Below are 24,689 nucleotides of genomic sequence, written 5' to 3' on the forward strand. Positions count from 1 at the left end.
CCCTTGTAGCTTTTATAAGTACCGTGATCTAAAGGAGAACTTTATGTCTTTCGAATTACCTGCTCTGCCTTACGCAAAAGATGCTCTGGCTCCTCATATCTCAGAAGAGACCATTGAGTTTCACTACGGCAAACACCACAAAACCTACGTTGATAAGTTGAACGCTGCGGTACCTGGTACCGAATTTGAAGGTAAAACTCTGGAAGAAGTGGTTAAAACCTCTTCTGGTGGCGTTTTTAACAACGCGGCACAAATCTGGAACCACACCTTTTACTGGAACTGCTTAAGCCCCAACGGTGGTGGCGCCGCGACCGGTGACGTTGCTGCAGCTATTGACGCTGCGTTTGGTTCTTTCGACAAGTTTAAGGAAGAATTCACCGCCTCGGCCATTGGCAACTTCGGTTCTGGTTGGACCTGGTTGGTGAAAAAAGCCGACGGCTCTGTTGCTATTGTTAACACTGGCAACGCCGAAACCCCACTGACCGACGACTCAGTAACTCCACTGCTGACCGTTGATGTCTGGGAACACGCATACTACATCGACTACCGCAATGCTCGTCCTAAATACATGGACGCGTTCTGGGCACTGGTTAACTGGGAATTTGTTAACCAGAACTTCGCTTAATCTAGACTGTTTAAGCGATACGAACGCCGGGCTCTGCCCGGCGTTTTTGTGTGTGGGGTTTGGTAATTTCCGAGGTGAGTTAGTTTGGTTCAGGGAGTACTTACACTGATGAGTATTACCTAAGAGCGAGGTATTACGACCAAGGAGTGGGTCGTTTTACGCAGATGGATACGTGGATGGGGCATCAAAACGATCCCGTCACTTTAAATAAGTATCTATATGCAAATGGAGATCCGATACTTAATGTTGATCCCTCTGGGAATTTTTCGATCGGTAGTTTAGGTTCTTCAATGTCATCGGCTCTTCAACTCAGCGTAAGAGTGACTTATAACGTTGCCAGATCTGGGGGGAAAAAGTCGGTATCGATGGCCTCACATTTGATGGGGCGACTTGCCGTGAACGCATTGCGGCCAATATTCAGAGCTGTTGGTCGAGTTGAGATGAAAGGAAAGCGTGGTAGAAAGATAACGTCATTTGACAAGATGAAGCGATTCTTCGCATCGCCTAACAAATCCCACACTGGGGTGACCTGGGGACCAATAGGGCGGTTTCTGAAAAGGGCCTTCCCCAATACAAAATGGGAGCAGCATCATGTAGCCATTCAGAAGAAATGGTTTAGGCAAGGTAGTCCTAGTCAATGGTATCCTAGGGATCCAATCGCTAACAGAGGGCTGCAAAGGCTTGGGAACGCAGGATTCAATCTTATGTCAATTCCTAGGGGGTTGAACAACGCGCTGGGTAGAAGTCCAGCGGGAACAGCGGGGCTTGCAATTGGCTCCTATGGAACCGTTGCTTATGCAGTACATACTATATTGAATTCGGATGACAATGATGACGCACAATAAAGCAGTACTTCTCTATCATGACTCAAATACTGAGCTAAAAGTAGGTGATAGAATTAAAGTTAAAAAGCTATTTGGACATAAGTTGGCCACTGTGGTTTATGTGCCAGGACAAAGCAAATTTCACAAAGACTTTGGCGATGATAATTGGGTAATACAGTACGATAATGAAAAATACGATGTTCGCTTTTTACCGTTTTATCCAGATTATGAGCAGCATATCCCCAAAAAGTATGTTTTTGTTTCTAGAGGTGGGCGTGAGTTAGAAGTATCCTCAGATGAAAAAATTGAGTGAACATACTGGAGATGGGGGCGTAAGAGACTTTCGCCACATATCGCAACCAATCAAACAATGTGTCGTAGTGTAGTGGTCAACTAAAACTGGCCACCGTGTTATAAGTTTTTTGATACTCTTGTTCGGCCATTATGGGCGATACCCCATCGTTGTGCTGATGCGGGCGATAGCGATTGTAATAGCCGTTTTTATACTCCGATATTGCACTGCCCCTTCGGCGAATGAGTCGTACCCTGACTTCGGCATCCACTCGCTTTTAAAGCTTCTAAAAAATCGCTCTGTCGGTGCAGTATCCCAACAATTTCCGCGTCGACTGAGACTTTGTCGAATACCTAATCGCCACAGCATCTGGCGGTAGCTTTTGCTGGTGTAGTGGCAACCTTGGTCGCTGTGAAACAGCAGGCCTTTGGGTTTTCCACGGCTTTCATAGGCCATTCTCAGCGCCTTTTTAGTCAGTTCACTGTCAGGGCTTTTTGATGCCGCAAAGCCCACCACCCGTCTACCGAATAAGTCGATAACCACCGCAAGATACATCCACCCCGAGCGGGTCCAAACATAGGTAACATCACCACTCCAGGCCTGATTGGGCTTGTTTGGTTTGAAGTTTCGACCCAGCACATTGGGTATGCACAAGTGCTCTTTTTCCGATTTAGCGTACTTGTGCTGCGGCAGCTGCCGGCTGACCAAGCCCTCTTGGCGCATAAGTTTCTTGACCAGCCAGCGACTTACATTGAAGCCAGATGTGGCCAGTAAAGACACCAGCGTGCGCTGGCCCGCCGAGTTCATGCTCAGACCGAACCAACGCTTAAGCTCTGCGATGAGCTTAAGCCGATGTGGTGACACTTTTTCTGGGCGATCACACCAATAACGATAACTGCTGCGATTGACGTCAAGCACGCGGCATAACCGTGACACTGGTTGGCTCTCTTGTTGCTCGCGAATTAGCGAAAACCTTTGATCGAGTCCGAAAAATAAAGAACATCCAAAAATTGAAAGTCGTGACGCTTTGTTTGCGGTTTTTCGTGACAGTTTTTGGCTTAAGTGGTTTGCGGTGAGTTACCTGGGGTGCTTTCCGGCCTAATAGTTATTTCCGGGTATAGGAATTCCTGCCCACCAAGAGCATACAGGCATTTGACGGAGATAGGAGGTTAGCCGGTTTTTGGATAAAGTCGTTTGCAGTTTCGAATGCCGTGCATCCATTTTACATTGACCGATTCACAGAGTTCACTGACTTTGGCGACGGGGCCGATAGCTCGGCCAAAGTGACTTTCGATATTGCAGCAGGTGTCCAGCCAATCTTTTGAAGGCAAGCCTAATCGCTCGAGTATGTTGGGTAAGGCCTTGTCGATTGCGCCACGTTTATCGTCTCTAATGGCGCGACCACTCCAATCTACCAACTCTAGATAATCACTTAAATCGAAAGGTAAGTGGTTCGGCTGGTTGTGTTGGTGTTCACCACCCGAAAAAGGTATAAGTTCCGCCAGTGGCAGGGGCTCTTTGGGTTGTGTTTCGGCGGAGGACTCAACTGGTTGCTCTGGCTTAATGCCTAACCGTTCTTGAATGCTGGTGAAGTCGGAGTTCTCAGGTGTATCAGCAATTGCGGCCCTAATGGGATTTAAGTCCACATAAGCCATACAGCTGAGTAGAGCCCGCTCATCCAAAAGAGCTTGGCTTTAAAACCGCCCTTCAAAGAATCGCCCCGTACAGTTATCCTCCTGGTTGGCCCAGCGCGCAATAGGTTCATTGAGACAACGCATAAACCAGCTGATGCTTGATAGTCGCTGTTGCCACGTTGCGACTATGTCGTCTAGTATTTTGAGCTCTTCGGGAGAGAGTGTCTGGCCGCCTCGAAACCTCTGTACCAATCGTGGCCCCTTAAACAGTAGGCTCCAGCGTTCTATGACTTCTTTTTTGCTAAGTGAATCACTCAATTCTCGGTTGACGCGCAAGACGACATGATAATGATTCGACATAACTGCGTAGGCGGCTACATCGATAGCAAAAACGGCTGATAACTCTTTTAGTCGGTGGGTAATCCAGCCACGGCGGTGCTCAAAGTTATAGTCTTTACCTGAGCCACACAAGAATGCCCGCCTCACACAGCGGGATACGCAGTGATAGAAAGGCGTATCGTCGAGAGAAATTAATCGGTTGCGGGGTTGGGTCATGGCTCCTCCTTGAGCATGGGGTAATACTTACAATCTAAATTTACTTTGGCTCACGTGTGTGGCAATTGTCAAATTGGTGGGTGATGAGATGGACGCTCCTGTATATCAACTGATGTATGTTTTACCTCACTATCAGTTTGGTGCATTGCGACGCCGGTTACATTTGGAAGCGTCCATCTCATCACCCACAGATTGAAGCTCCCCAGAAAATTGAATCCCCTATTCAGTTCTCCCAAAGAGGATAGTTAGACTTCCGCAACCCGCAACCCGCAACCCGCAACCCGCAACCCGCAACCCACACCCCCCAATTCACCCTTATCCCTTCTTTTTTAGGGTTAGAACTGTTATAACCAGTGCCCAGTAGAGTATTGATTTATATAGGTAGTTTATGGAACGGAAAGAACCCACGTTGGGCGGCATCAGTGCCGAGCGGGATGATCACCACGAGCCGGTTGCAAGCGGAGCCTCGCGCTCGCGCGCCAGTGTAGAGCCTCAGGTTGTGCATGAGAGTTCAGGTCCCGGGTTTGTCGCTGTATTTGCGTTGTTGCTGGCTATTGCCGGTATCGGTGGCAGCGGCTATTTGGCTTATACACTGACTGAATCGCAAAAGGCGTTAGTGGCAGCCCAGAACCGAATTACCAACCTGGAGGCCCAGCTCAACCTCAACTCGAATGAGTCCAACGAAACGGTAGATCAAATACGCGATAAATTAGAATGGGCAGACTCTGAAATTCGAAAATTGTGGGGCGTTTCGCACGATACCAATCGCAAGCGTATTCAGGCGAACCAAGAGGCCATTGCGGCGAACAAGCGTACTTTGAGTTCAGCGGAAAAGGATGCTGCCAGCGCGCGGGCCGCAACCGCGAGTCTCAAGCGCGATGTTGAGGCCGAGTTGGCGGGTCTGCAAACTCAACTTGCCAGTGCGCAAGAGGCTATGGCGACTTTGACCTCCAGTGCTGATCGCATCGAAAGCCTAAGCCTCGATGTGCAGCGGGTGATGCAGCAAATGCCAGGCTTGCGTGGGCTGGCGGCTCGGGTGAAAACCAATGAGGAGGCGATTGCCGCAATCGACGCCTACCGCCGCAGCATTAACCGCGATATTTTGCAGTTAAAACAACAACTCGGTGGGGCACCCTAGCCGACAGTTCAGTGCTTTGGTACGGGCAAAGCTCGGCACATTGGTGTAAAATTGCGCGCAAAATCCGATGAGCTAGAGATTTTGCTATGACCACCGTGATCAAAGAAGCCGATTTTATCGAGAGCGTCGCCGACGCTCTCCAGTTTATCTCCTATTACCACCCCGTAGATTTCATTCAGGCCGTGAATGAGGCCTATGAGCGCGAAGCCAATCCGGCGGCCAAAGACGCCATGGCTCAAATTCTGATCAACTCCCGCATGTGTGCCATGGGCCACCGTCCGATTTGTCAGGACACCGGCATTGTCACGGTATTTGTGACCGTCGGTATGGATGTGCAGTGGGACAGTACCCAAGGATTGACCGATATGGTCAACGAAGGGGTGCGCCGCGCCTACAACAACCCAGATAACGTGTTGCGCGCCTCGATTTTGGAAGACCCCGACGGCGCCCGCAAAAACACCGGCGACAATACGCCTGCGGTGATTCACTACAATATTGTGCCGGGCAATGAGGTTGATGTGCATGTGGCGGCCAAAGGCGGCGGCAGCGAGGCGAAAACCAAGTTCGCTATGCTCAACCCGTCCGATTCGGTGGTCGATTGGGTATTGGATATGGTGCCTAAAATGGGTGCTGGCTGGTGCCCACCGGGTATGCTCGGCATTGGTATTGGCGGCACCGCCGAAAAGGCGATGTTGCTCGCCAAAGAGTCTCTGCTGGATCCGGTCGATATTCAGGACTTGCAGAATAAAGGCGCTGACAATCGCAGCGAAGAGTTGCGCTTAGAGCTATACGACAAAGTGAACCGCTTGGGTATTGGCGCCCAGGGTTTGGGTGGTTTAACCACGGTATTGGATGTGAAGGTTAAAGACTATCCAACCCATGCGGCCAACAAGGCCGTGGCGATTATCCCCAACTGCGCGGCCACGCGCCATGCGCACTTTACCCTCACCGGTGCCGGCCCTGCATTACAAACCCCGCCGTCGCTGGAAGACTGGCCAGAAATCAGCTGGGAAGTGTCGGATACCGTGCGCCGTGTTGATCTCAACACCGTAACCGCGGAGGATGTGAAGCAGTGGCAGCCGGGCGATACCATTTTACTGTCCGGCAAAATGCTCACTGGCCGCGATGCCGCCCATAAAAAAATGGTGGACTTGCTGGCCAAAGGGGAGTCGTTACCGGTGGATATGACTGGGCGCTTTATCTATTACGTAGGGCCGGTCGATCCAGTGCGTGACGAAGTGGTTGGCCCTGCTGGCCCCACTACGGCGACGCGTATGGATAAGTTTACCCGTACTATGCTAGAAGAAACTGGCCTGCTGGGCATGATTGGTAAGGCTGAGCGCGGCCCTAGCGCCATTGAAGCGATTCGCGACAATGAATCTGTGTACTTAATGGCTGTGGGTGGTGCCGCATATCTTGTGGCGCAAGCCATTAAATCCGCCCAGGTGTTGGGGTTCCCCGAGCTGGGAATGGAGGCGATTTACGAGTTTGATGTGAAAGATATGCCGGTGACGGTGGCGGTAGACAGCAAGGGTGAGTCGGTGCATAAAACTGGCCCACAAATCTGGAAAGCCAAAATTGAAGAAGGCGTGGTCACGGTCGCGTAACAACGGCCGTTTGGTGTTGTCTAAATACCTCACGCTAAACTGGAGGTAAATCATGACACAGTTACAAGAGCAAACCTGCGAAGCGTGTCGGGCTGACGCGCCGAAACTAACCGCAGAGCAAATTGATGCGTTGTTGGTAGAGGCGCCGGGCTGGCAAGTTGAGGAGCGCGGTGGTATTGCACAGCTCAATCGCGAATTTACGTTTGCCAATTTTGCCGAAGCGCTCGCGTTCGCTCAAAAGGTTGGGGAGCTGGCTGAGGCGTTTGATCACCACCCCATGATTGTAACCGAGTGGGGCAAGGCGACAGTGTATTGGTGGACGCACAAAATAGGTGGTCTGCACAAAAACGATTTTATAATGGCGGCGAAAACCAGCGGTCTTTAATCGCTGAGTGTTGATACTCATTAGTTTTTGCCGCACGCAGTTGCTTTGAGTACAAACCGTTGCAGGGTTAGGGGGCACAGTTTTAGTATCACGCGGTCGCGTTGTAAATGTTGCTCGCTGCTGTGCCGTGAATTAAGGAAAAGAATGCGAAAAGTTATATTTCATTATCATTTTTTTAAAAATGCTGGCACGTCACTCGACTCTCAGTTGAAAAAGAATGTAACCGGGGAGCAGTGGGTTACTAAAGAGTTTCCTGGTCCAATTGAGGCAAACCGTGCACAGGTGGCGCAATGGGTTGCTGCACAAGAGCAGGCTCTTATTTTCTCATCGCATACCGCGCACCTTCCCGTTCCCCAGATAGAAGGTGTTGAGTGTTTGCCTGTGGTGTTTATTCGTCACCCGATTGATCGTATTGCTTCTATTTATGCTTTTGAACGCAAACAGGGAACAGCTAATTTTGGTGCGGTGTTAGCTCGCAATACTACTATGGCCGGCTATGTTGAGTGTCGTTTGTCAATTCCGCGCGATCGCCTTTGCCATAACTTTCACTCTCATCGGTTTTGTTTGAGCTACGATCCCAGTGTGGGTGATGAGCAGATTAGAGCTGAAAAAGCACTGGCTGAATTACCTTTTGTCGGGGTGGTGGATCGTTTTGATGATTCTCTGAGTAAGCTAGAGTGTTGGTTATCAAGCGAAGGTTTTGATGTGACATTAAAGCCTGTGAGAGAAAACGTGTCTCGCAGTGTGGATCAGTCCCTGCAAGAGCGGCTGGATCAAATCAAGTCAGAGCTTGGGGAAGATTTGTATCAAAAGCTGCTGGACGCGAATGAAGTAGATTTGATTTTGTACAACATGGCTTGTGAAAAACTTTAACTTTGAAGAAACAATCGGGCTTTAGGCTCGAGTGTTTCTTCAGCTTACAGTTTAATCTAGACGATAGCGCTCGCTGATATCTTCCATGCCGTCGATAGGCTCCATCAAGTTGCGGATGATGCCGTCTTTAATGCTGTAACACCAGCCGTGAATGGTTAAATCCTGACCGCGCATCCAGGCGTTTTGCACAATGTTGTTGTGCGATACATTGGCTACCTGTTGCATTACGTTTAACTCAACCAGCCGCTCCAGCCGCTTTTCTTCATCGGTGCACTGTTCAAGTTCGGCTAAATTGTTGTAGTAGACGTCGCGAATATTGCGAATCCAGTAGTCGACGAGACCGACTTGTTGGTTTTGCATCGCCGCCTTCACGCCGCCGCAGCCGTAGTGGCCGGTAACCATGATGTGCTTCACCTTCAATACCTCGACTGCGAACTGCATAACAGATAAACAGTTTAAGTCGGTGTGCACAACCAGATTGGCAACATTGCGGTGAACGAAAATATCCCCCGGTAGCAGTCCTACGATTTGATTAGCCGGTACCCGGCTGTCGGAGCAACCAATCCAAAGGTATTCCGGTGTTTGTTGTTCGGATAATTTGGTGAAAAACTCCGGGTCTTCGGCCTTGATTTTTTTGGCCCACTCGGCGTTTTGTTCAAATAGATGGTCTAATTTACTCATTGTTACCCCCATTCAATTCGGCGATAAGTATATGACAAACCGATAGAGATGGTACAGTAACCGGCACCTTCACAGCTAAAAGGATAGGGGATACGTGCAAACATTTTACTGGCACGACTACGAAACCTGGGGTGAGGTGCCCGCCATTGACCGGCCCAGCCAATTTGCGGGTGTGCGCACAGACCTCGAGCTAAACCCCATCGGCGAGCCGCTGATGATTTACTGCCGCCCGCCGGAGGATTTACTGCCCAAGCCCATGGCCTGTTTGGTGACGGGTTTGACGCCACAAAAGGCCGCACAGGAAGGGCTCAGTGAGCGCGACTTTATCGGCCGGATTCATCAAGAGTTGGCCGTAGCCGGCACGTGCGGAGTGGGCTATAACTCTATTCGGTTTGACGATGAAGTGACCCGCTACAGCCTTTATCGCAATTTCTACGATCCCTATGAGCGCGAATGGAAGGCGGGCAACTCCCGTTGGGATATTATCGATGTGGTGCGTATGACCCGGGCGCTGCGCCCAGAGGGCATCGAATGGCCCAACTATGATGACGGCACGCCCTGCTTCAAGCTCGAGGCATTAACGGCGGCAAATAACCTTGAGCACGGCGCCGCGCACGATGCGCTAAGCGATGTATATGCCACTATCGCCCTGGCGCGACTGGTTAAACAGCGCCAGCCCAAGTTGTTTGAATACGCCTTCAAGCTGCGTAATAAGCAGTTTGTAGGGCGCCAACTGGACATAGAGACACTTAAACCGGTGCTGCATATTTCCTCTATGTTCCCGTCCGCGCAGGGCAACTGCGCTCTGATGGTGCCTCTGGCCTATCACCCCAAAAACAAAAATAGCGTCATCGCCTTTAACTTGGCGCAGTCCCCCAAGTTGCTGCTAGACGAATCGCCCGAGGCGCTGGCAGAGCGCCTATTTGTGGCATCAAAAGATCTGCCAGAGGGTACTGAGCGCCTGGCGTTAAAAGAAATACACCTGAATAAATCGCCCATGGTGTTGCCGGTCGCCATGCTGGATGAGTCGGTCGAGCGCAGACTGGGGCTTGATCGCACACAATGCGAACGACACTGGCAAGAGTTTAAAAGCTTAACGTTGGTGGAGATGACGGCATTGCGTGCCAAACTGGCACAGTTGTATCAGATGAGTCGCTTCGAGCCGCGCACTGATGTCGATGCAATGTTATATGACGGTTTTCTCGACGACCACGACAAAGCTTTGGCGCGAAAAGTTCGGGATGCGGCGCCTGCAACCTTGGCCTCTGGTCAGTTCGACTTCCACGATGAAAGGTTGGCGGAGTTGTTATGGCGCTACCGTGCCCGTAATTTCCCGGCAACTCTAAGCGAGAATGATCTGCGGCGCTGGCGCCAGTTTTGCCGGCAGCGCTTAACCGATCCGGCCGCTGGCGCCGATTTGGTGATAGAGGGTTTTGAGTCTGAGCTTGCCCGAATGCAGAGTGAATGTAGCGCCAAACAACAGCGAGTGCTGCAGGCTGTGAATGAATGGGGGCAGGGCTTGTTGGCGCAAGCGCAAACTTAGACGCCAAGGCGTGCGGTGAGCTTAAGCGGTGCCGATTGAGTGGCTAAGGTATGCTTCAAGTTCACGCCAGATATCGTGATGCTTCGGCAATGAGATTGCTGCAAGTGGCTGCTAGTCTATTGTTTATCCACAGTGGTAACAGGCAAACGTAAAGACGGGTGGGGAGTGTGTAATTTGGTGACATTGGTGTGGGAATTGTGCGCGTTTGTCTGTACAATTCTCCGCGCTCATAACGGGCTTGCGCAAAATATGCGCAGCTAGCGTTTGACCCGGGCACAGTTAGAGAATTGTTATCAATTTAGGAGCAGAGTATGTCATCCATCAACAAAGTTGTACTGGCCTATTCCGGTGGCCTCGATACCTCCGTGATCGTTAAATGGCTGCAGGAAACTTACAACTGTGAAGTGGTGACGTTTACCGCCGACATCGGTCAAGGTGAGGAAGTAGAGCCCGCACGTGCCAAGGCTGAAGCTTTGGGAGTCAAAGAAATCTACATTGACGACCTGCGCGAAGAGTTTGTGCGTGATTTTGTTTTTCCCATGTTTCGCGCAAACACCATTTACGAAGGCGAATACCTGCTGGGTACCTCGATTGCCCGCCCGCTGATTTCCAAACGTTTGATTGAAATCGCCAACGAAACCGGCGCTGATGCCATCTCGCACGGTGCTACCGGTAAAGGTAACGATCAGGTTCGTTTCGAGTTGGGTGCCTACGCTCTTAAGCCCGGTATTCAGGTCATTGCGCCCTGGCGCGAGTGGGATTTGACCTCTCGCGAAACGCTGATGGCTTACTGTGAAGAGCACAATATTCCGGTAGACTTTTCCTCCAAGAAGAAAAAGTCGCCCTATTCCATGGACGCCAACCTGCTTCACATTTCCTACGAAGGCGGTGTGCTGGAAGACCCCTGGACCGAAGCCGAAGAAGACATGTGGCGCTGGAGTGTGTCACCTGAAGCGGCGCCCGATGTGGCGACCTACATCGACCTGACCTTTGAAAAGGGCGATATTGTCGCGATCGATGGCGAGCGTTTGAGCCCGGCTGAAGTGTTGGCCAAGCTGAATAAGCTCGGTGGTGACAACGGTATTGGCCGTCTCGACATCGTGGAAAACCGTTATGTGGGTATGAAGTCACGCGGCTGTTACGAAACACCAGGCGGCACCATTATTTTGAAGGCGCACCGTGCCATTGAGTCCATCACACTGGATCGTGAAGTGGCGCACCTGAAAGACAGTCTGATGCCGAAGTACGCCGAGCTGATTTACAACGGCTACTGGTGGAGCCCTGAGCGTCAGTTGTTACAAAACGTCATCGACGAATCACAAGAGCCGGTAAACGGCGACGTACGCTTAAAGCTGTACAAGGGCGGTGTACACGTGGTTGGTCGTCGTTCAGACGATAGCCTGTTTGATGAGAACATCGCGACTTTTGAAGACGACGCCGGCGCCTACGATCAAAAAGATGCCGAGGGCTTTATCAAGCTCAACGCGCTGCGTATGCGTATCGCCGCCAATAAAGGCCGCAAGCTGCTTTAATGTGCTTCGGGTCTGAGCGTATTCAGGCCCAAATCAGCTGCCAGTTATCCTCGTCGCGATTACGACGCTGGTGTTTGTACTATAGTTGATAGAAATCAAGTCTTGACGGCCAAGGGTGTCGCACAATCGCACCTATTGGCCGTAGAACGCCTTGCGCGTCACCTCTAATAACAATATTCAAACAAATTGTGTTTTTGCCAACAAATAGGGAAGGTCCTATGAGTAGTAACCTAGTTGCGGCGGGAGATCACCCGGTGTATGACTATAAAGTCGTACGTCAGTTCGCAATCATGACCATTGTCTGGGGAATAGTGGGCATGGGTGTCGGTGTATTAATCGCCGCCCAACTGTACTGGCCCGAGCTTAACGATATCTTTCAGCCTTACACGCACTTCGGTCGTTTGCGTCCGCTGCATACCAATGCCGTGATCTTTGCATTTGGCGGCTGCGCCTTGTTCGGTACCTCCTATTACGTAGTGCAGCGCACTTGTCAGGCAAAACTGTGGGGTGGCTGGTTGGTGCCCTTTACTTTTTGGGGGTGGCAACTGGTGATTGTGCTCGCGGCTATTACTCTGCCTCTGGGTTACACCTCCGCCAAAGAGTACGCCGAACTCGAGTGGCCAATCGATATCCTCATTACACTGGTGTGGGTGTCTTACGCCGTGGTTTTCTTTGGCACCATCGTGAAGCGCAAAACCTCGCACATTTACGTCGCCAACTGGTTCTACGGTGGGTTTATTCTCACGGTGGCGGTATTGCACGTGGTGAACAGTGCGGCGATTCCGGTTTCCTGGATGAAGTCTTACTCCGCGTACGCCGGTGCCGCGGATGCGATGGTGCAGTGGTGGTACGGCCACAACGCGGTAGGCTTCTTTTTAACCGCCGGTTTCCTCGGCATGATGTACTACTTCGTGCCTAAGCAGGCGGACCGTCCGGTTTACTCCTACCAGTTATCGATCGTGCATTTTTGGGCGCTGATCTCTATCTATATTTGGGCCGGTGCTCACCATCTGCATTACTCTGCACTCCCCGATTGGGCCCAGAGCCTGGGTATGGTGATGTCACTGATCCTGTTGGCGCCGTCCTGGGGCGGTATGATCAACGGTATTATGACTCTGTCGGGCGCCTGGCATAAGCTGCGCACTGACCCGACGTTGCGCTTTTTGGTGGTGTCTCTGTCCTTCTACGGCATGTCTACCTTTGAAGGTCCCATGATGTCGATCAAAACCGTCAACGCGTTAAGCCATAATACGGACTGGACCATTGGCCACGTGCATTCTGGCGCTCTGGGTTGGGTGGCTATGATTTCTATCGGTGCTATCTATCACCTGTTGCCAATTTTGTACGGTCGCAAGGATATGCACAGTGTGAAATGGATCAATATCCACTTTTGGCTGGCGACCATTGGTACCGTGCTCTACATCGCCTCTATGTGGGTAAATGGCATTATGCAAGGTTTGATGTGGCGCGCCTTTAACAACGACGGCACCTTGACCTACAGTTTTATCGAAGCGGTGCAGGCGAGCTACCCTGGCTACTTCGTTCGATTCCTGGGTGGGGCGTTCTTCCTCGCAGGTATGTTGTTAATGGCTTACAACGCCTTCAAAACAGCACAAAACGCCGGCGAGGCTGCAACTGAAGCCAACGCTGAGCCACAAGCGGTATAAGGGGGCCGGACTGTGAAAAATCACGATTTAGTCGAAAAAAATATTGGCCTGATGACTGTACTGGTGGTCATCGCCATCAGTTTTGGTGGCTTGGTGGAAATTGTTCCCCAGTTCTTTCTCAAAGAAACCACGGAGCCTGTGGCTGGCCTGAAGCCGCTGCCGCCGCTTGAGCTAGAAGGGCGCGATATATACATCCGTGAGGGCTGTCACGTGTGTCATACGCAAATGGTTCGCCCACTGCGCGCGGAAGTGGAGCGCTACGGCCACTACTCGGTAGCCGGGGAGTCTGTGTACGAGCACCCGTTCCTATGGGGTTCTAAACGCACCGGCCCGGACTTGGCCCGTGTTGGCGGTCGCTACTCGGATGATTGGCACAAAGTGCACTTATTCGACCCGCGCATCGTTGTTCCTGAGTCGAATATGCCCGCTTTCCCCTGGCTTTATGACAATAAGCTAGACGGCAAGCACACCGAAAACAAAATGCGCGCTATGCGCAAAGTGGGTGTTCCCTACACCGATGAAGATATTGAAGGCGCCGGTGATAAGGTTAAGGGCGTGACCGAAATGGACGCATTGGTGGCTTATTTGCAGCAATTGGGTACGCTCCTGCAGGAGAAGCGCTAACCATGGATAAAGGGACACTGGGAGCAATCAGCACTGTCATGATGGCAATTGCCTTTGCAGGCGTTTGCTGGTGGGCCTTTGCTCCTAAGCGGCGCAAGCGATTTGATGACGCTGCCAATCTGCCCTTTGCCGATGAACAAAGCAACGAACAAAAGAAAGAAGAACCGAATTCATCGACCGATGATGTAGCAAGGCGGAATTGATTATGAGTACTTTTTGGAGCCTTTGGATTATCGGCCTGACCCTGATCAACATGGCGTTGGTATTGTGGGTACTACTGGCCAATCGCAAGGTGGCGGTGCGTGATGATGAGACGCCGGAAAACCGCACCACAGGGCATGTCTACGATGGCATTGAAGAATACGATAACCCCTTGCCACGCTGGTGGTTCAAGATGTTTATCGCTACCTTCATCTTCGCCGCAGTTTATCTGATTATTTATCCGGGCATGGGCAGTTTTAAGGGCTTATACCCAGGTGGTTGGACACAGGAGTTAGAACTGGAGCGTCATCAGCAGCAAGCCGACGCTCGCTACGCCGAGCAGTTTGGTGAATACAATGCCATGCCTATTGAACAGTTGGCGCAAGATCAGCAAGCCATGAAAATGGGCTTGCGTCTGTTTGCCAATAACTGTGCGGTGTGTCACGGCGCTGATGGCGGTGGTAACTACGGCTTCCCCAACCTGACCGATAGCGACTGGATTTGGGGCGGCAGTCCGGAGCAAATTAAGCAATCCATCGTGCAAGGGCGTAAAGCCGTGATGCCACCTTGGGCCGCAATCTTAGGCGATGAAGGTATTGCTGAAACGACTGAATATGTACTGAGCTTGTCAGACCGTGACCACAAGGCAGAGATGGCTGAGCGCGGAGCCGAGCATTATAAACGCAACTGTGTCGCCTGCCATGGCGCTGACGGTACGGGCAACCCCATGCTGGGTGCACCTAATTTGACCGACGATATTTGGCTGTACAGTGGTGAGCCCAGTGGTATTCGCACCACATTGCGTGAAGGCCGCAACGGCGTCATGCCAGCGCAAAAAGATTTGCTGAAAGAAAGCCGTATCCATTTGTTGGCGGCTTATGTTTACAGTTTGTCCCAGCCTTACGAGGCTCAGGAGTAATCCTGTAGCCTGCGCTTAACTGCGTGCCTGCAAGAGGTGCTAGTGGGTAGTAACCCCGGCACCTCGCATCTTGCACCCCATAGGTCGAGGAGTCTGTGTGAGTCAAGGTAACCCGCATAAATCCCCCAAGGACGATCACGTCGGTGAGGATGGTGTTCGCTACATCAATCTTTACGAGGCGGATGATAAAGTCTATACCCGGCGCATTACGGGCTTCTATCAAAAATTACGCCGCTATACCGGGTTGCCGCTGATTGCCGGATTTGCGCTGTTGCCCTGGCTGCTGATTGATGGCCGACCGGCCGTGCTGTTTGACTTACCTGAACGCAAGTTTCACATTTTGTGGACGACATTCTGGCCACACGACGGTATGTATTTGGCCTGGCTACTGATCATCAGTGCATTTTTGCTGTTTACCGTTACGGTTTTGGTCGGACGTGTTTGGTGTGGCTTTACTTGCCCACAAACGGTTTGGACGCAAATGTATATTTTCGTCGAATACCTGTGTCAGGGTGACCGGAATAAACGCATAAAATTGGATGCGGCGCCTTGGTCAGTCAGTAAGCTGTTGCGCAAGGGCAGTACTTTCGGGTTGTGGTTGTTGATTGCGTTGGTGACGGCGTTAACGTTTGTGGGCTACTTTGTCCCTATCCGCGATCTTATTGGCGGGCTACTGAGTTTGGATATACATCCGGCGGCGGCATTTTGGGTGTTCTTTTTTACCGCCGCGACCTTTATCAATGCCGGGTTTTTACGGCAGCAAGTGTGCAAGTACATGTGCCCCTATGCGCGCTTTCAATCGGTTATGTATGACCCAGATACACTAACCGTATTTTATGACTATGTGCGTGGTGAAAAACGTGGACCACGCAAGCCGGGCGATGATTACAAGGCCGAGGGTTTGGGTGATTGTATCGATTGCTCCTGGTGCGTTCAGGTGTGCCCGGTGGACATTGATATACGTGATGGTTTGCAATCTGAGTGTATCGACTGCGGTCTGTGTGTCGATGCCTGTAATACCGTTATGGATAAAATGGATTACCCCCGTGGCTTGATACGCTTTACCACCGAAGACTCCATTAAACACGGCAAGGCTCATGTATTGCGTCCGCGCTTTGTTGGCTACCTAATGGTTCTTTTGGTGATGATCAGCGTGTTTGTTTACAACCTATCAACGCGCACGCCCTTGGGTATGGAGGTGTTGCGCGACCGCGGTGTGCGTATGTACCGCATCAGCGGCAAAGATGTACAAAATGTTTACACCCTGAAAATTAATAATATGGATGGCGAACCGCATCGTTATACCGTAGAGGTCGCCGGTGATTATCCTTTCCGGGTGCAGGGCTATAAAGCGCTGGAGGTGGAGTCCGGCGAGGTATTTACTTTCCCGATGCGTGTGGCGGTAGAGCGTAAAGCACTCAAAGATGTTGAAACCAGCGTGACCTTTACGGTGACCGCAATCGACAACGACGCGTTAACCACGCAGCACACAACCAGCTTTATCGGTCCTCAGTTAAGAGATTACTAGAGAGTTGTCATGACAAATACCGAAGTACAGGGCCAGCCCTGGTATCGTGAGCCCTGGGCTTGGTTTGTATTAACGCCCCTTATTGTGGTTGTGATTGTGTCCCTGTCGTTTGTTACGGTTGCGGTCAAAAAAGCTGACGACACCGTGATTGATAATTACTACAAAGAAGGGCGCATGATTAACCAGTCTTTGGCACAAGACAAGCGCGCCGCCAACTGGCAACTGAGCGTCGATATAAAGTGGTCTTCGCCGCAGGGGCGGCTTGACCTAGAGCTGCACTCACCGGTTATTCCAGCGCCGCAAGCGTTAACGTTGTGGTTGGATCACCCGTTCGACGAACAGCAAGACTTTACCGTAACCGCCAAGCAAATCGATGGCTTACGCTACCGGGCGAGTATTCCGGCCAACGATCAGAACTGGTATGTCACTTTGGTTCCGGTTGATGCGCCTAGCCGCAACGACGCGCCTTGGCGGCTGAAAGGTGAAATGAATTTTGCCCGGCAACACCAATGGCACTTCGCACCTTCTGCCTCGGCAGCGGGTGTTGCTAACGGCGTCGGCGAGCAGTAGGCGATGCATTAATGGCGCAAACGACACCGGCTACGGAGTCTGAAACTTGCTACCACTGCGGTTTACCTTTGCCGCGCAACAAGCTGTACGTGGTGGAGTTGGGGGGCATTGTCAGGCGTATGTGTTGCCCTGGTTGCCAAGCTGTCGCCAGCGCAATTGCCGACGGTGGTTTGTCCCGCTTTTATAAGTACCGCCAAAGCAGCAGTCAAAAGCCTTCTGATCAAGCGGGTAAAGACACCTACCTAATCTACGACGATGCGGATATACAGGCAGATTTTGTCGTGCCTTTCAGTGAGGGGCTGGTCCAAGCCAATCTGATTTTGCAGGGCATTACCTGCGCTGCATGCAGTTGGTTGATTGAGAAACACCTATTGGCTATTAGCGGTGTCGAGTCTGTGCGTATCAACGTTACCAGTTTCCGCGCACAAATTATTTTTGCCCCCAGTCAAGTGTCGCTAAGCCAACTGATGCAGCAATTGGCGGCGATTGGCTATACACCACTACCTGCGACCGACGAAGCGCATTTAACCGTAGAAACCCGTGAAAATCGCTTGGCACTGATTCGTTTAGGTGTGGCCGGTTTCGGTATGATGCAGGTGGGTATGGTGGCGGTGGGTTTGTATACCGGCGCCGCGGACCAATGGCAAGTGTTGTTACGCTGGCTCAGTTTGCTATTGTCGACGCCAGTTGTCTTTTTCAGTGCCCAGCCTTTCTTTCGCGCAGCGCTGCGCAGCCTCAAGGCCGGTCAGTTGGTTATGGATGTGCCGGTGTCTCTCGCCATCGCCATTGGCTACAGTGCGAGTCTCTGGGCTACGGTGACCCATCAAGGCGACGTTTACTTTGAGTCCATCGCCATGTTTGTTTTTTTACTGTTGGTTGGGCGTTATCTGGAAATGCGCTCGCGCGCGCGCAGCAGGGTCGGGCGCAGCAACGTGGCTCAGCTGCTCCCCGCTGTGGCCTTGCGCTGGCAGGTTGATGCCTGGCAATCGGTGCCCGTGCGACAAGTGCAAGCTGGGGATCGTATTCGTGTCGATGCCGGCCAGAATATTTGTGCCGACGGTGTTGTGCGAACGGGTCGATCCAGTGTCAGCGAAGCGTTTATCACAGGTGAATCACGCCCTGTCGCCAAACGGGTTGGAGATACCGTGATCGCCGGTAGCGAGAATATTGATTCGCCGCTAGAGGTCGATGTGGTGGCAGTGGGTAGCGGCACGCGTTTATCGGCCGTTGTCAGGCTTATTGAGCAAGCCGAAGCCGATAAACCCCATCGTTTGGCTATTGCCGATCGGGTCGCGCGTTATTTCGTAGCGACGGTTTTGCTGGTGTGCGCTGGCGTATTCGCCACCTGGTGGTGGCTCGATGCCAGTCGTGCGCTATGGGTGGCACTGTCGGTGCTGGTGGTGACCTGTCCCTGTGCACTGGCTTTGGCTATGCCAACGGCACTGACTACCGCGACAGAGGCATTGCGTAAACAGGGGCTACTGATTACCCGCGGCCATGTTCTGGAAAGTGCACCGACAATTACCCGGGTTTTGTTTGATAAGACCGGCACTTTGACCACGGGTAATCTGTCAGTGGCTGAGATCAATATTGCGCGCCGTGGATTACAGGAAAATGAGGTGCTCAGCATAGCGGCGGCACTCGAGGAGGGCTGCCGCCATCCGATTGCCCGGGCGTTCGGGGCTTGGGCAAATACAATGCGCGCCAGTGATGTGCAACAAACCTTGGGCGCCGGAGTCGAGGGTAGCGTACAAGGCACCTATTATCGACTGGGGCGGGCAGAATTCGCTGCGCCGGGTTGCAGCGTACCAGCGGCGCAAGGCTTGCAAATATGTCTGGGTGATGAACAAGGGTTGTTGGCCAGCATTGTATTAGATGATCCCATTCGCGACGATGCTGCGAAAGTGGTTGCAGCGCTGCAGGCACGGGGTATTGCCGTAGAGCTGTTAAGTGGTGATGCCGAGGCCAACGTGGCGCGCGTAGCAGCGAACCTGGGCATCGATACTTATCGTGCTGGTGCAACCCCGGAAGACAAATTGTCGCACCTGGCCCATTGTCAGGCGCAAGGTGATACCGTTGCCATGGTCGGTGATGGGATCAACGATGTACCGGTGCTCGCCAAGGCCGATGTATCCGTTGCTATGGCCCGGGCCTCGGAACTCGCAGCGACCCATGCCGATGTTCTATTGTTAGCCGATTCGGTGCTCCCCATCGAATTTTTATTGAATAAAGCTGAGCAAACACGGCGGGTTATCTGGCAGAATTTAAGCTTGTCTGTACTGTACAATGTGTTGGCTTTGCCCCTCGCCGCGTGCGGCTTGGTAGCGCCATGGGCAGCGGCCATTGGCATGACGACCAGTTCGTTGGTGGTGGTTTTCAACGCACTGCGCTTGGCTCGTCGTTGATTTGATTAACTGGAATACGCTGTGACCAGTCTATATTTTCTCATCCCTATTGCTTTGATCTTTGTTGCAATTGCCATTCGGGTTTTATTGTGGGCGATTAACTCAGGCCAGTACGACAATCTGGATACCGAGGCGCATCGGATTCTATTTGACGATGACGAATCTGAGGCCAAGTCCAAGTCCGATATCGATTCGGTTCATCCCCGACCTGACTCGCCCGACAGCGCCGGTAGCACCTCTGATGACCACTGACTTTGCCAGTTTTGCTGTAGCTCTGGGCCTCGGTTTTTTTAGCAGCACCCACTGCCTTGCCATGTGTGGGGGTATTATGGGGGCGCTGACAATGGCGGTAGGGGAGGCTGGTCGGGCAAAAAAAATACGCATCCTAATTGCCTATAATATGGGCCGAATTACCAGTTATTGCGTGATGGGGGCGCTGGCCGGATTATTTGCCAAACAGCTTATGGCGCTGGGGGCAGGTCCCGTACTGCGGTTGTTGGCCGCCGCCTTATTGGTAGCGATGGCATTGTATTTAACGGATGTGTGGCGTGGTTTAACGCGCCTGGAAACCGCAGGGCAGTGGTTGTGGCGGGGTCTCCAGCCACTGGGTAAGCGGTTGCTGCCCGTGCGCAACGAGGGCGCGGCACTTGCCCTCGGAGGGCTCTGGGGTTGGTTACCCTGCGGCTTGGTCTATACCGCCCTCAGCTATGCCATGACCCAGCCCGGCGCCTTTGCCGGCGCCAGTGTCATGCTGGGCTTCGGGTTGGGGACCTTACCGGCTGTGCTGTTGGCGGCCAGTATCGCAGAGCCAGTAGTGCGGGTTGTGCGCTCGCGCGGAGCGCGCGCGGCCGCTGCTCTGGTGCTTGTACTGTTCGCCGCCTGGACCGCGTACGGGGCTCTGGCGGGGCATTCGGGCCACCACGGTGAGTCTGCGAACCAAGCTCAGGATGCGACAAATCATCACCATCATCACTAAAGTGTGATGAAATTGGCGCCGTGCCCCTGTGGCGTTTACAATTTTATATAGTCTTTACGATTGGCCGTGTTAACCTTGGTACCCCTTGCCTTGGCACTAGGCCAAGGACAACGTTAATAAGCCGGGTGCGGCGGTCGAAGCCTCAGTTGGCCTTACTGCATGGGTTTTATGCGCTGTACCTTTATTCATGGGCCGCATTTGCGACTCACCTTTTGCCTACTGTTGTTGATGCTCGCCTTTGGCGTCGAAGCGCAGGAGGAAAGCTGTTACAAGGTCGACTTCGCCAGTCGGGCCATGGATCGTTTTAAAGGCGATAGCCGCCTTGATACCTCCCCTATTGATGAGCTTAAAGGTCGGGTTATCCGTAAAATTCGCTACATGCGTGTGGGGGTTTTTGATGAAAATGATCCCGACGAAAACAACAGCTTGTACCTCTTCCTGAATAAGCTCCACATCAATACCAAAGAGTATGTTATCTCCAGCCAGCTGTTGTTTCACGAAGGCGATACCTTAGACCCCGATGTCATCTTGGAGACCGAGCGTTTGCTGCGCCGGCGCGACTACCTGACCGGTGCGTTTATTGTGCCTGAGCAAATCTGTCAGGGCGCGGTGGACCTGGTGGTCGTGACACGCGACAGCTGGTCGTTTGAAGTGGAGGGCTCGTTTAGCCACAGCGGCGGGGATTCTTCATCGGGTGTCGGGATCAGTGATGACAATATACTCGGTTCCGGTACCAGCTTTTCTATAGGCTATGAGCAAGAGGCCGATCGCACCGGCATTCGCTACTCGCTGAGTACTGATCATATCCTGAGCAGTCGGTGGTCTACGCGCTTGGCTTACGCCGACAACTCCGACGGTGAAAACGTCATCGTTGAATTGGAGCGGCCATTTTTCTCGCGTCACACACCTTGGGCGGGAGGCCTCACCTACAATGATGTGACCGAGGCGGAAATAATCCGCTCCAAGGGTGATGAGATTAATGGCTACCGCCATGAAAACGGCTTACAGCAGGTTTATGTTGGTCACTCGCTTTACGTTACCCGAAATTCTACGCAGCGATTACTCGGTGGATACACTATCGAGGAAGATACTTTTTACCCCAATGACGACACCACTGAGCTCGGCATTCCCGAATACAGTAAAGCCAGTTACCCGTGGTTGGAGTATCAGTACCTTGAAGACCACTACGCGGTATATCGGAATTTAAACCAGATTCAGCGCACGGAAGACGTGCCTTTGGGCATTACTTTTGGTTTTCGGCTCGGGTATGGCAAGGCAGAGCCGGCTCGCCACGGCGACGTCTTGCGCTATCTCGGCAGCTACCAACACATTTTCAATATTAATGACGAGCACTTGCTTCAATTGTATTTGGGGGTCAATGGCCGGGACCATATGGACAGCAATGACCAAGACAGTGCCATTTGGTCCAGTAAAGTTTCCTATAACCATATGCAAAGCTACAAGAACCGTTGGTACACCAGCGTAGCTTATGATGCAGGTCAGGACTTAGAGCAGCACGAAGAATTAACGGTGGGTGGCATTGTCGGTATGCGCGGATACCCTACGTCGTTCCAGCGTGGCAAGAAGCGTTTTCTGGCTACAGTGGAGCGGCGCTACTACTCCGATTGGCACTGGTTTAATCTGGTGCGGGTAGGGGCAGTGGCATTTGTTGAAGCCGGTAAAGCCTGGGATGGCCCAGATAATGAAGACAACGACATGCTGGCCAATTTCGGTATTGGTTTGCGCTTGAGTTCGAGCAAAGTCCGTGTGGGCAATGTGGTTCACTTAGATATCGCAACCCCGTTGGTCGAGCGCGAAGGCATTGACGAGTACCAAATTTTGGTCAAGGCAAAGCGTCAGTTCTAGCAATTAAAGTAGGTATATTATGCGACTGTTACACACCATGTTGCGGGTGGGGGATTTGGATAGGTCACTCGATTTTTATACGCGTATACTGGGAATGAAGTTGTTGCGCAAACACGACGTGCCCGAGGGGAAATTTACCTTGGCGTTTGTTGGCTATGGTGATGAGTCTGACACTACCGTATTGGAGCTAACCCATAACTGGGACACCGACCAATACGATTTAGGTGATGGTTATGGACACATCGCCATTGGTGTTGCGGACGTATACAAAACCTGTGATGCGATAGCGCAGGCGGGCGGCAAAGTCGTGCGTCCCGCTGGCCCGATGATGCATGGCACTGCTATCTTAGCGTTTGTAGAAGATCCTGATGGTTATAAAATTGAGCTATTAGAGCACCACGCAGATTGAATTTAATTTCAGTATTCACGAAAAGGTCACGTAAAGTTCACGTATAGGGAGACACTATGAAACGATTGATGCTCGTGCTGGTTGTTGGTTTGTTGGCAAGTAGCGTACAAGCCCAAGACTCCGTTGAGTTTGAGGCTAAGCAAGTCGCCAAAGGTCTGACCATGCTATCCGGGGTTGGTGGCTTTTCCGGTGGCAATATTCTAATCAGTACCGGTGCCGACGGCACTATTATGATTGACGACTCAATGCCGCCGCTCGCCGAAAAATTGCAGGCAAAAATTAAGGAGGTAGCCGGTGGTGACGTTGACTATTTAATCAACACGCACCTGCATGGCGATCACACGGGTAACAATGCCACTTTTGCCGCTACCGGAACTCATATTATTGGTCATAAAAATGTTCGCGAGCGAATGAGCGCCGACAGTAAATTAAGTGCAGACTCGCTGCCGGTCATCACTTTTAGCGATGAAATGTCGTTTTACCTGAACGCACAGCCTGCGCGTATTATGCATGTGGCCAAGGCTCATACCGACGGCGACTCAGTGATTTACTTCACCGAGGCCAACGTTATCCATACGGGCGATACCTTGTTTAACGGCATGTTCCCGTTTGTTGATTTAGACAATGGCGGCAGTGTGCAAGGCTATCTTGATGCACAGCAGAAAATTATTGATCTGGCTGACCAGGACACCGTGATTGTTCCCGGGCACGGTCCGCTGGGTAAAGTCGAGGATGTCACCGCTGCGCGTGATATGTTGGCAGAGAGTCGCCGCCGGATAGCGGATCTAATAAAACAAGGAAAAACCATCGAAGATATTGTGGCGATGAATCCTTTGGCCGATTATCACGAGCAATGGAACTGGGGGTTTATTACCACGGAGAAGATGACAAGAACCCTGTTCCGGGATCTACAAAAGTACGGTGAAGACCCCCACAGCAGTCATCACCATAGCCACTAAGCTTTAGCGCCGGAGCCTCAGCTCCGGCGTAGCTCGCTATTGATAACCCAGCTGGCGATGATAAGCCTCCATATCGGCTAAGTCCTGTGCCAGCACTGCGCGCTCGCGCTCTGAGTAGACCATACTTTCGGCCAGCGTTGCCGCCTCCTGCTCATTGTCTTTGATAGCGTTAAGCAGTTTTTGGCGCTCGCTGGGGGCGCTGGCATGATGAATCAATTGCTCCTCATACAAAGCGCTATCTTCGTTTAATTGTTCGATGGTATTTTGACTGTCGCTGATCTGCTGGTCCAGGGAGGCAAGCGCTTGGCGCAGTCGATAGAGGTCGCGGCCATGCTGGTACGCTTGCACAAATTTATCGGCACCTTGGCCGCTACACACGTTCTGGTAAGTGGCGCCAGTCAGGCCTGTATTATAGCCATTGGCTTCGGCACAATAGGTTTTGTACCCCTCGCTGAGACCCGAGCGGTAACTTTCAATATTGGGCACTACGCTGTATTTAGCGCATGCTTCACGGTGTGAGCCAATACGGCTGACACTGTAGCCGCGAGAGCCATCTTCCAGGCCTATTAGGTACCAGTCGGCATTGACACACTCTTGTTCACTGAGTGTCGAGCAGCCACTGAGTATGACAAGGCTACCCAGAGTTATCAGTGAACGAGTGACTAATTTCATAGCGAGATCCCCAAGGATTAAACAAGCAAAGTTTGTTAGTATTCTAGCAGGCTGTTGAAAAACCCCTTACGTACTCAGACTCTCAGGCTGGTTCGTAATCTAGACGCCACTTTGACGGTGTGTGCCCACCCATCGAAAAGTGGCAACGACGAGTACGGGCCAGCCTGGAAGTCCCGCAGGGCGAGGCCTGAAGCGCACATCTGC

26 protein-coding genes are annotated in these 24,689 nt (G+C 52.0%); 21 read left to right on the forward strand and 5 right to left on the reverse strand.

What is annotated here, in order from left to right; translation table 11 throughout:
- The first annotated feature begins 43 nt into the window (after nucleotides 1-43).
- From sodB to QWI17_RS14695, 3 genes are all read left to right on the forward strand, one after another.
- Nucleotides 44-625: a superoxide dismutase [Fe] gene (gene sodB / locus QWI17_RS14690; RefSeq protein WP_302723274.1), complete on the forward strand. Its 582-nt coding sequence runs from the start codon at nucleotides 44-46 to the stop codon at nucleotides 623-625.
- 164 nt (nucleotides 626-789) lie between these two features.
- Nucleotides 790-1,470, forward strand: a complete 681-nt coding sequence (locus tag QWI17_RS23675; protein WP_370659577.1) for an RHS repeat-associated core domain-containing protein — start codon at nucleotides 790-792, stop codon at nucleotides 1,468-1,470.
- Nucleotides 1,457-1,762: a hypothetical protein gene (locus tag QWI17_RS14695; protein ID WP_302723275.1), complete on the forward strand. Its 306-nt coding sequence runs from the start codon at nucleotides 1,457-1,459 to the stop codon at nucleotides 1,760-1,762. Before QWI17_RS23675 ends, QWI17_RS14695 begins: the two co-directional genes overlap by 14 nt.
- A 129-nt stretch (nucleotides 1,763-1,891) precedes the next feature.
- On the opposite strand, the gene QWI17_RS14700 is transcribed toward QWI17_RS14695, so the two are convergent.
- The 3 genes from QWI17_RS14700 to QWI17_RS14710 form a co-directional block, all read right to left on the reverse strand.
- A complete protein-coding gene (locus QWI17_RS14700) occupies nucleotides 1,892-2,791 on the reverse strand; it encodes an IS3 family transposase (protein WP_302723303.1) in 900 nt (299 codons plus the stop codon).
- A 119-nt stretch (nucleotides 2,792-2,910) separates the two neighbouring features.
- Entirely contained in the window at nucleotides 2,911-3,387 is a 477-nt protein-coding gene (locus QWI17_RS14705) for a hypothetical protein (RefSeq protein ID WP_302723276.1), read from the reverse strand.
- A gap of 48 nt (nucleotides 3,388-3,435) precedes the next feature.
- A complete protein-coding gene (locus QWI17_RS14710) occupies nucleotides 3,436-3,930 on the reverse strand; it encodes a nitrogen fixation protein NifB (RefSeq protein ID WP_302723277.1) in 495 nt (164 codons plus the stop codon).
- Between the two features lie 388 nt (nucleotides 3,931-4,318).
- On the opposite strand from QWI17_RS14710, the gene QWI17_RS14715 reads away from it, so the two are divergent.
- From QWI17_RS14715 to QWI17_RS14730, 4 genes are all read left to right on the forward strand, one after another.
- Entirely contained in the window at nucleotides 4,319-5,068 is a 750-nt protein-coding gene (locus tag QWI17_RS14715; RefSeq protein WP_302723278.1) for a hypothetical protein, read from the forward strand.
- Between the two features lie 86 nt (nucleotides 5,069-5,154).
- Nucleotides 5,155-6,675, forward strand: a complete 1,521-nt coding sequence (locus tag QWI17_RS14720; protein ID WP_302723279.1) for a fumarate hydratase — start codon at nucleotides 5,155-5,157, stop codon at nucleotides 6,673-6,675.
- Between the two features lie 52 nt (nucleotides 6,676-6,727).
- Nucleotides 6,728-7,060 (forward strand): 4a-hydroxytetrahydrobiopterin dehydratase, encoded by a 333-nt coding sequence (locus QWI17_RS14725; protein WP_302723280.1) that lies wholly within the window; start codon nucleotides 6,728-6,730, stop codon nucleotides 7,058-7,060.
- Nucleotides 7,061-7,204: 144 nt separating this feature from the next.
- Entirely contained in the window at nucleotides 7,205-7,933 is a 729-nt protein-coding gene (locus tag QWI17_RS14730; RefSeq protein WP_302723281.1) for a hypothetical protein, read from the forward strand.
- A 51-nt stretch (nucleotides 7,934-7,984) separates the two neighbouring features.
- Here QWI17_RS14730 and can read toward each other — a convergent pair whose 3' ends face one another.
- Complete coding sequence (can, locus tag QWI17_RS14735) at nucleotides 7,985-8,614, reverse strand: carbonate dehydratase (protein WP_302723282.1); 630 nt, start codon at nucleotides 8,612-8,614, stop codon at nucleotides 7,985-7,987.
- A 94-nt stretch (nucleotides 8,615-8,708) separates the two neighbouring features.
- Here can and sbcB point away from each other — a divergent pair, with 94 nt between their 5' ends.
- The 14 genes from sbcB (at nucleotide 8,709) to QWI17_RS14805 (ending at nucleotide 23,813) form a co-directional block, all read left to right on the forward strand.
- Nucleotides 8,709-10,157 carry an exodeoxyribonuclease I gene (sbcB, locus tag QWI17_RS14740; protein WP_302723283.1) on the forward strand — a complete coding sequence of 483 codons (1,449 nt, stop codon included), beginning with the start codon at nucleotides 8,709-8,711 and terminating at the stop codon, nucleotides 10,155-10,157.
- Between the two features lie 311 nt (nucleotides 10,158-10,468).
- A complete protein-coding gene (locus QWI17_RS14745) occupies nucleotides 10,469-11,689 on the forward strand; it encodes an argininosuccinate synthase (RefSeq protein WP_302723284.1) in 1,221 nt (406 codons plus the stop codon).
- 218 nt (nucleotides 11,690-11,907) lie between these two features.
- Complete coding sequence (ccoN, locus tag QWI17_RS14750) at nucleotides 11,908-13,356, forward strand: cytochrome-c oxidase, cbb3-type subunit I (RefSeq protein WP_302723285.1); 1,449 nt, start codon at nucleotides 11,908-11,910, stop codon at nucleotides 13,354-13,356.
- A 12-nt stretch (nucleotides 13,357-13,368) separates the two neighbouring features.
- Nucleotides 13,369-13,980, forward strand: coding sequence for a cytochrome-c oxidase, cbb3-type subunit II (gene ccoO / locus QWI17_RS14755; protein ID WP_302723286.1), 612 nt, complete (start codon nucleotides 13,369-13,371; stop codon nucleotides 13,978-13,980).
- 2 nt (nucleotides 13,981-13,982) lie between these two features.
- A complete protein-coding gene (locus tag QWI17_RS14760) occupies nucleotides 13,983-14,183 on the forward strand; it encodes a cbb3-type cytochrome oxidase subunit 3 (RefSeq protein ID WP_302723287.1) in 201 nt (66 codons plus the stop codon).
- A gap of 2 nt (nucleotides 14,184-14,185) precedes the next feature.
- Complete coding sequence (ccoP, locus tag QWI17_RS14765) at nucleotides 14,186-15,100, forward strand: cytochrome-c oxidase, cbb3-type subunit III (RefSeq protein WP_302723288.1); 915 nt, start codon at nucleotides 14,186-14,188, stop codon at nucleotides 15,098-15,100.
- Nucleotides 15,101-15,197: 97 nt separating this feature from the next.
- Complete coding sequence (gene ccoG, locus QWI17_RS14770; RefSeq protein WP_302723289.1) at nucleotides 15,198-16,628, forward strand: cytochrome c oxidase accessory protein CcoG; 1,431 nt, start codon at nucleotides 15,198-15,200, stop codon at nucleotides 16,626-16,628.
- A gap of 9 nt (nucleotides 16,629-16,637) precedes the next feature.
- Nucleotides 16,638-17,198 carry a FixH family protein gene (locus QWI17_RS14775; protein ID WP_302723290.1) on the forward strand — a complete coding sequence of 187 codons (561 nt, stop codon included), beginning with the start codon at nucleotides 16,638-16,640 and terminating at the stop codon, nucleotides 17,196-17,198.
- 11 nt (nucleotides 17,199-17,209) lie between these two features.
- Nucleotides 17,210-19,603, forward strand: coding sequence for a heavy metal translocating P-type ATPase (locus QWI17_RS14780; protein WP_302723291.1), 2,394 nt, complete (start codon nucleotides 17,210-17,212; stop codon nucleotides 19,601-19,603).
- A gap of 21 nt (nucleotides 19,604-19,624) precedes the next feature.
- Nucleotides 19,625-19,855 (forward strand): cbb3-type cytochrome oxidase assembly protein CcoS, encoded by a 231-nt coding sequence (gene ccoS, locus QWI17_RS14785; RefSeq protein ID WP_302723292.1) that lies wholly within the window; start codon nucleotides 19,625-19,627, stop codon nucleotides 19,853-19,855.
- Nucleotides 19,845-20,579, forward strand: coding sequence for a sulfite exporter TauE/SafE family protein (locus tag QWI17_RS14790; protein WP_302723293.1), 735 nt, complete (start codon nucleotides 19,845-19,847; stop codon nucleotides 20,577-20,579). Before ccoS ends, QWI17_RS14790 begins: the two co-directional genes overlap by 11 nt.
- 159 nt (nucleotides 20,580-20,738) lie before the next feature.
- The gene (locus QWI17_RS14795; RefSeq protein WP_302723294.1) at nucleotides 20,739-22,445 is read left to right on the forward strand and encodes a BamA/TamA family outer membrane protein; all 1,707 of its coding nucleotides are present in this window, start codon (nucleotides 20,739-20,741) and stop codon (nucleotides 22,443-22,445) included.
- 19 nt (nucleotides 22,446-22,464) lie between these two features.
- A complete protein-coding gene (gene gloA, locus QWI17_RS14800; RefSeq protein WP_302723295.1) occupies nucleotides 22,465-22,854 on the forward strand; it encodes a lactoylglutathione lyase in 390 nt (129 codons plus the stop codon).
- Between the two features lie 56 nt (nucleotides 22,855-22,910).
- Complete coding sequence (locus tag QWI17_RS14805) at nucleotides 22,911-23,813, forward strand: MBL fold metallo-hydrolase (RefSeq protein WP_302723296.1); 903 nt, start codon at nucleotides 22,911-22,913, stop codon at nucleotides 23,811-23,813.
- Nucleotides 23,814-23,849: 36 nt separating this feature from the next.
- Here QWI17_RS14805 and QWI17_RS14810 read toward each other — a convergent pair whose 3' ends face one another.
- Nucleotides 23,850-24,485, reverse strand: a complete 636-nt coding sequence (locus QWI17_RS14810; RefSeq protein ID WP_302723297.1) for a DUF2799 domain-containing protein — start codon at nucleotides 24,483-24,485, stop codon at nucleotides 23,850-23,852.
- Nucleotides 24,486-24,689: the final 204 nt, after the last annotated feature.

It is taken from the genome of Gilvimarinus gilvus, from assembly GCF_030518155.1.
In the GTDB taxonomy this organism is placed as follows: Bacteria; Pseudomonadota; Gammaproteobacteria; order Pseudomonadales; family Cellvibrionaceae; genus Gilvimarinus; species Gilvimarinus gilvus.

Excerpts from the sequence above, each read along its gene's own strand:
- QWI17_RS14695 (WP_302723275.1), top strand. The coding sequence starts at position 1,457 with ATGACGCACAATAAAGCAGTACTTCTCTATCATGACTCAAATACTGAG.
- gloA (WP_302723295.1), top strand. The coding sequence starts at position 22,465 with ATGCGACTGTTACACACCATGTTGCGGGTGGGGGATTTGGATAGGTCA.
- QWI17_RS14775 (WP_302723290.1), top strand. The coding sequence starts at position 16,638 with ATGACAAATACCGAAGTACAGGGCCAGCCCTGGTATCGTGAGCCCTGG.
- QWI17_RS14810 (WP_302723297.1), bottom strand. The coding sequence starts at position 24,485 with ATGAAATTAGTCACTCGTTCACTGATAACTCTGGGTAGCCTTGTCATA.
- QWI17_RS14790 (WP_302723293.1), top strand. The coding sequence starts at position 19,845 with ATGACCACTGACTTTGCCAGTTTTGCTGTAGCTCTGGGCCTCGGTTTT.
- QWI17_RS14715 (WP_302723278.1), top strand. The coding sequence starts at position 4,319 with ATGGAACGGAAAGAACCCACGTTGGGCGGCATCAGTGCCGAGCGGGAT.
- QWI17_RS14730 (WP_302723281.1), top strand. The coding sequence starts at position 7,205 with ATGCGAAAAGTTATATTTCATTATCATTTTTTTAAAAATGCTGGCACG.
- QWI17_RS14780 (WP_302723291.1), top strand. The coding sequence starts at position 17,210 with ATGGCGCAAACGACACCGGCTACGGAGTCTGAAACTTGCTACCACTGC.
- QWI17_RS14725 (WP_302723280.1), top strand. The coding sequence starts at position 6,728 with ATGACACAGTTACAAGAGCAAACCTGCGAAGCGTGTCGGGCTGACGCG.
- QWI17_RS14760 (WP_302723287.1), top strand. The coding sequence starts at position 13,983 with ATGGATAAAGGGACACTGGGAGCAATCAGCACTGTCATGATGGCAATT.
- QWI17_RS14805 (WP_302723296.1), top strand. The coding sequence starts at position 22,911 with ATGAAACGATTGATGCTCGTGCTGGTTGTTGGTTTGTTGGCAAGTAGC.
- QWI17_RS14745 (WP_302723284.1), top strand. The coding sequence starts at position 10,469 with ATGTCATCCATCAACAAAGTTGTACTGGCCTATTCCGGTGGCCTCGAT.
- QWI17_RS23675 (WP_370659577.1), top strand. The coding sequence starts at position 790 with ATGGATACGTGGATGGGGCATCAAAACGATCCCGTCACTTTAAATAAG.
- can (WP_302723282.1), bottom strand. The coding sequence starts at position 8,614 with ATGAGTAAATTAGACCATCTATTTGAACAAAACGCCGAGTGGGCCAAA.
- QWI17_RS14710 (WP_302723277.1), bottom strand. The coding sequence starts at position 3,930 with ATGACCCAACCCCGCAACCGATTAATTTCTCTCGACGATACGCCTTTC.
- QWI17_RS14795 (WP_302723294.1), top strand. The coding sequence starts at position 20,739 with ATGGGTTTTATGCGCTGTACCTTTATTCATGGGCCGCATTTGCGACTC.
- QWI17_RS14720 (WP_302723279.1), top strand. The coding sequence starts at position 5,155 with ATGACCACCGTGATCAAAGAAGCCGATTTTATCGAGAGCGTCGCCGAC.
- sodB (WP_302723274.1), top strand. The coding sequence starts at position 44 with ATGTCTTTCGAATTACCTGCTCTGCCTTACGCAAAAGATGCTCTGGCT.
- ccoN (WP_302723285.1), top strand. The coding sequence starts at position 11,908 with ATGAGTAGTAACCTAGTTGCGGCGGGAGATCACCCGGTGTATGACTAT.
- ccoP (WP_302723288.1), top strand. The coding sequence starts at position 14,186 with ATGAGTACTTTTTGGAGCCTTTGGATTATCGGCCTGACCCTGATCAAC.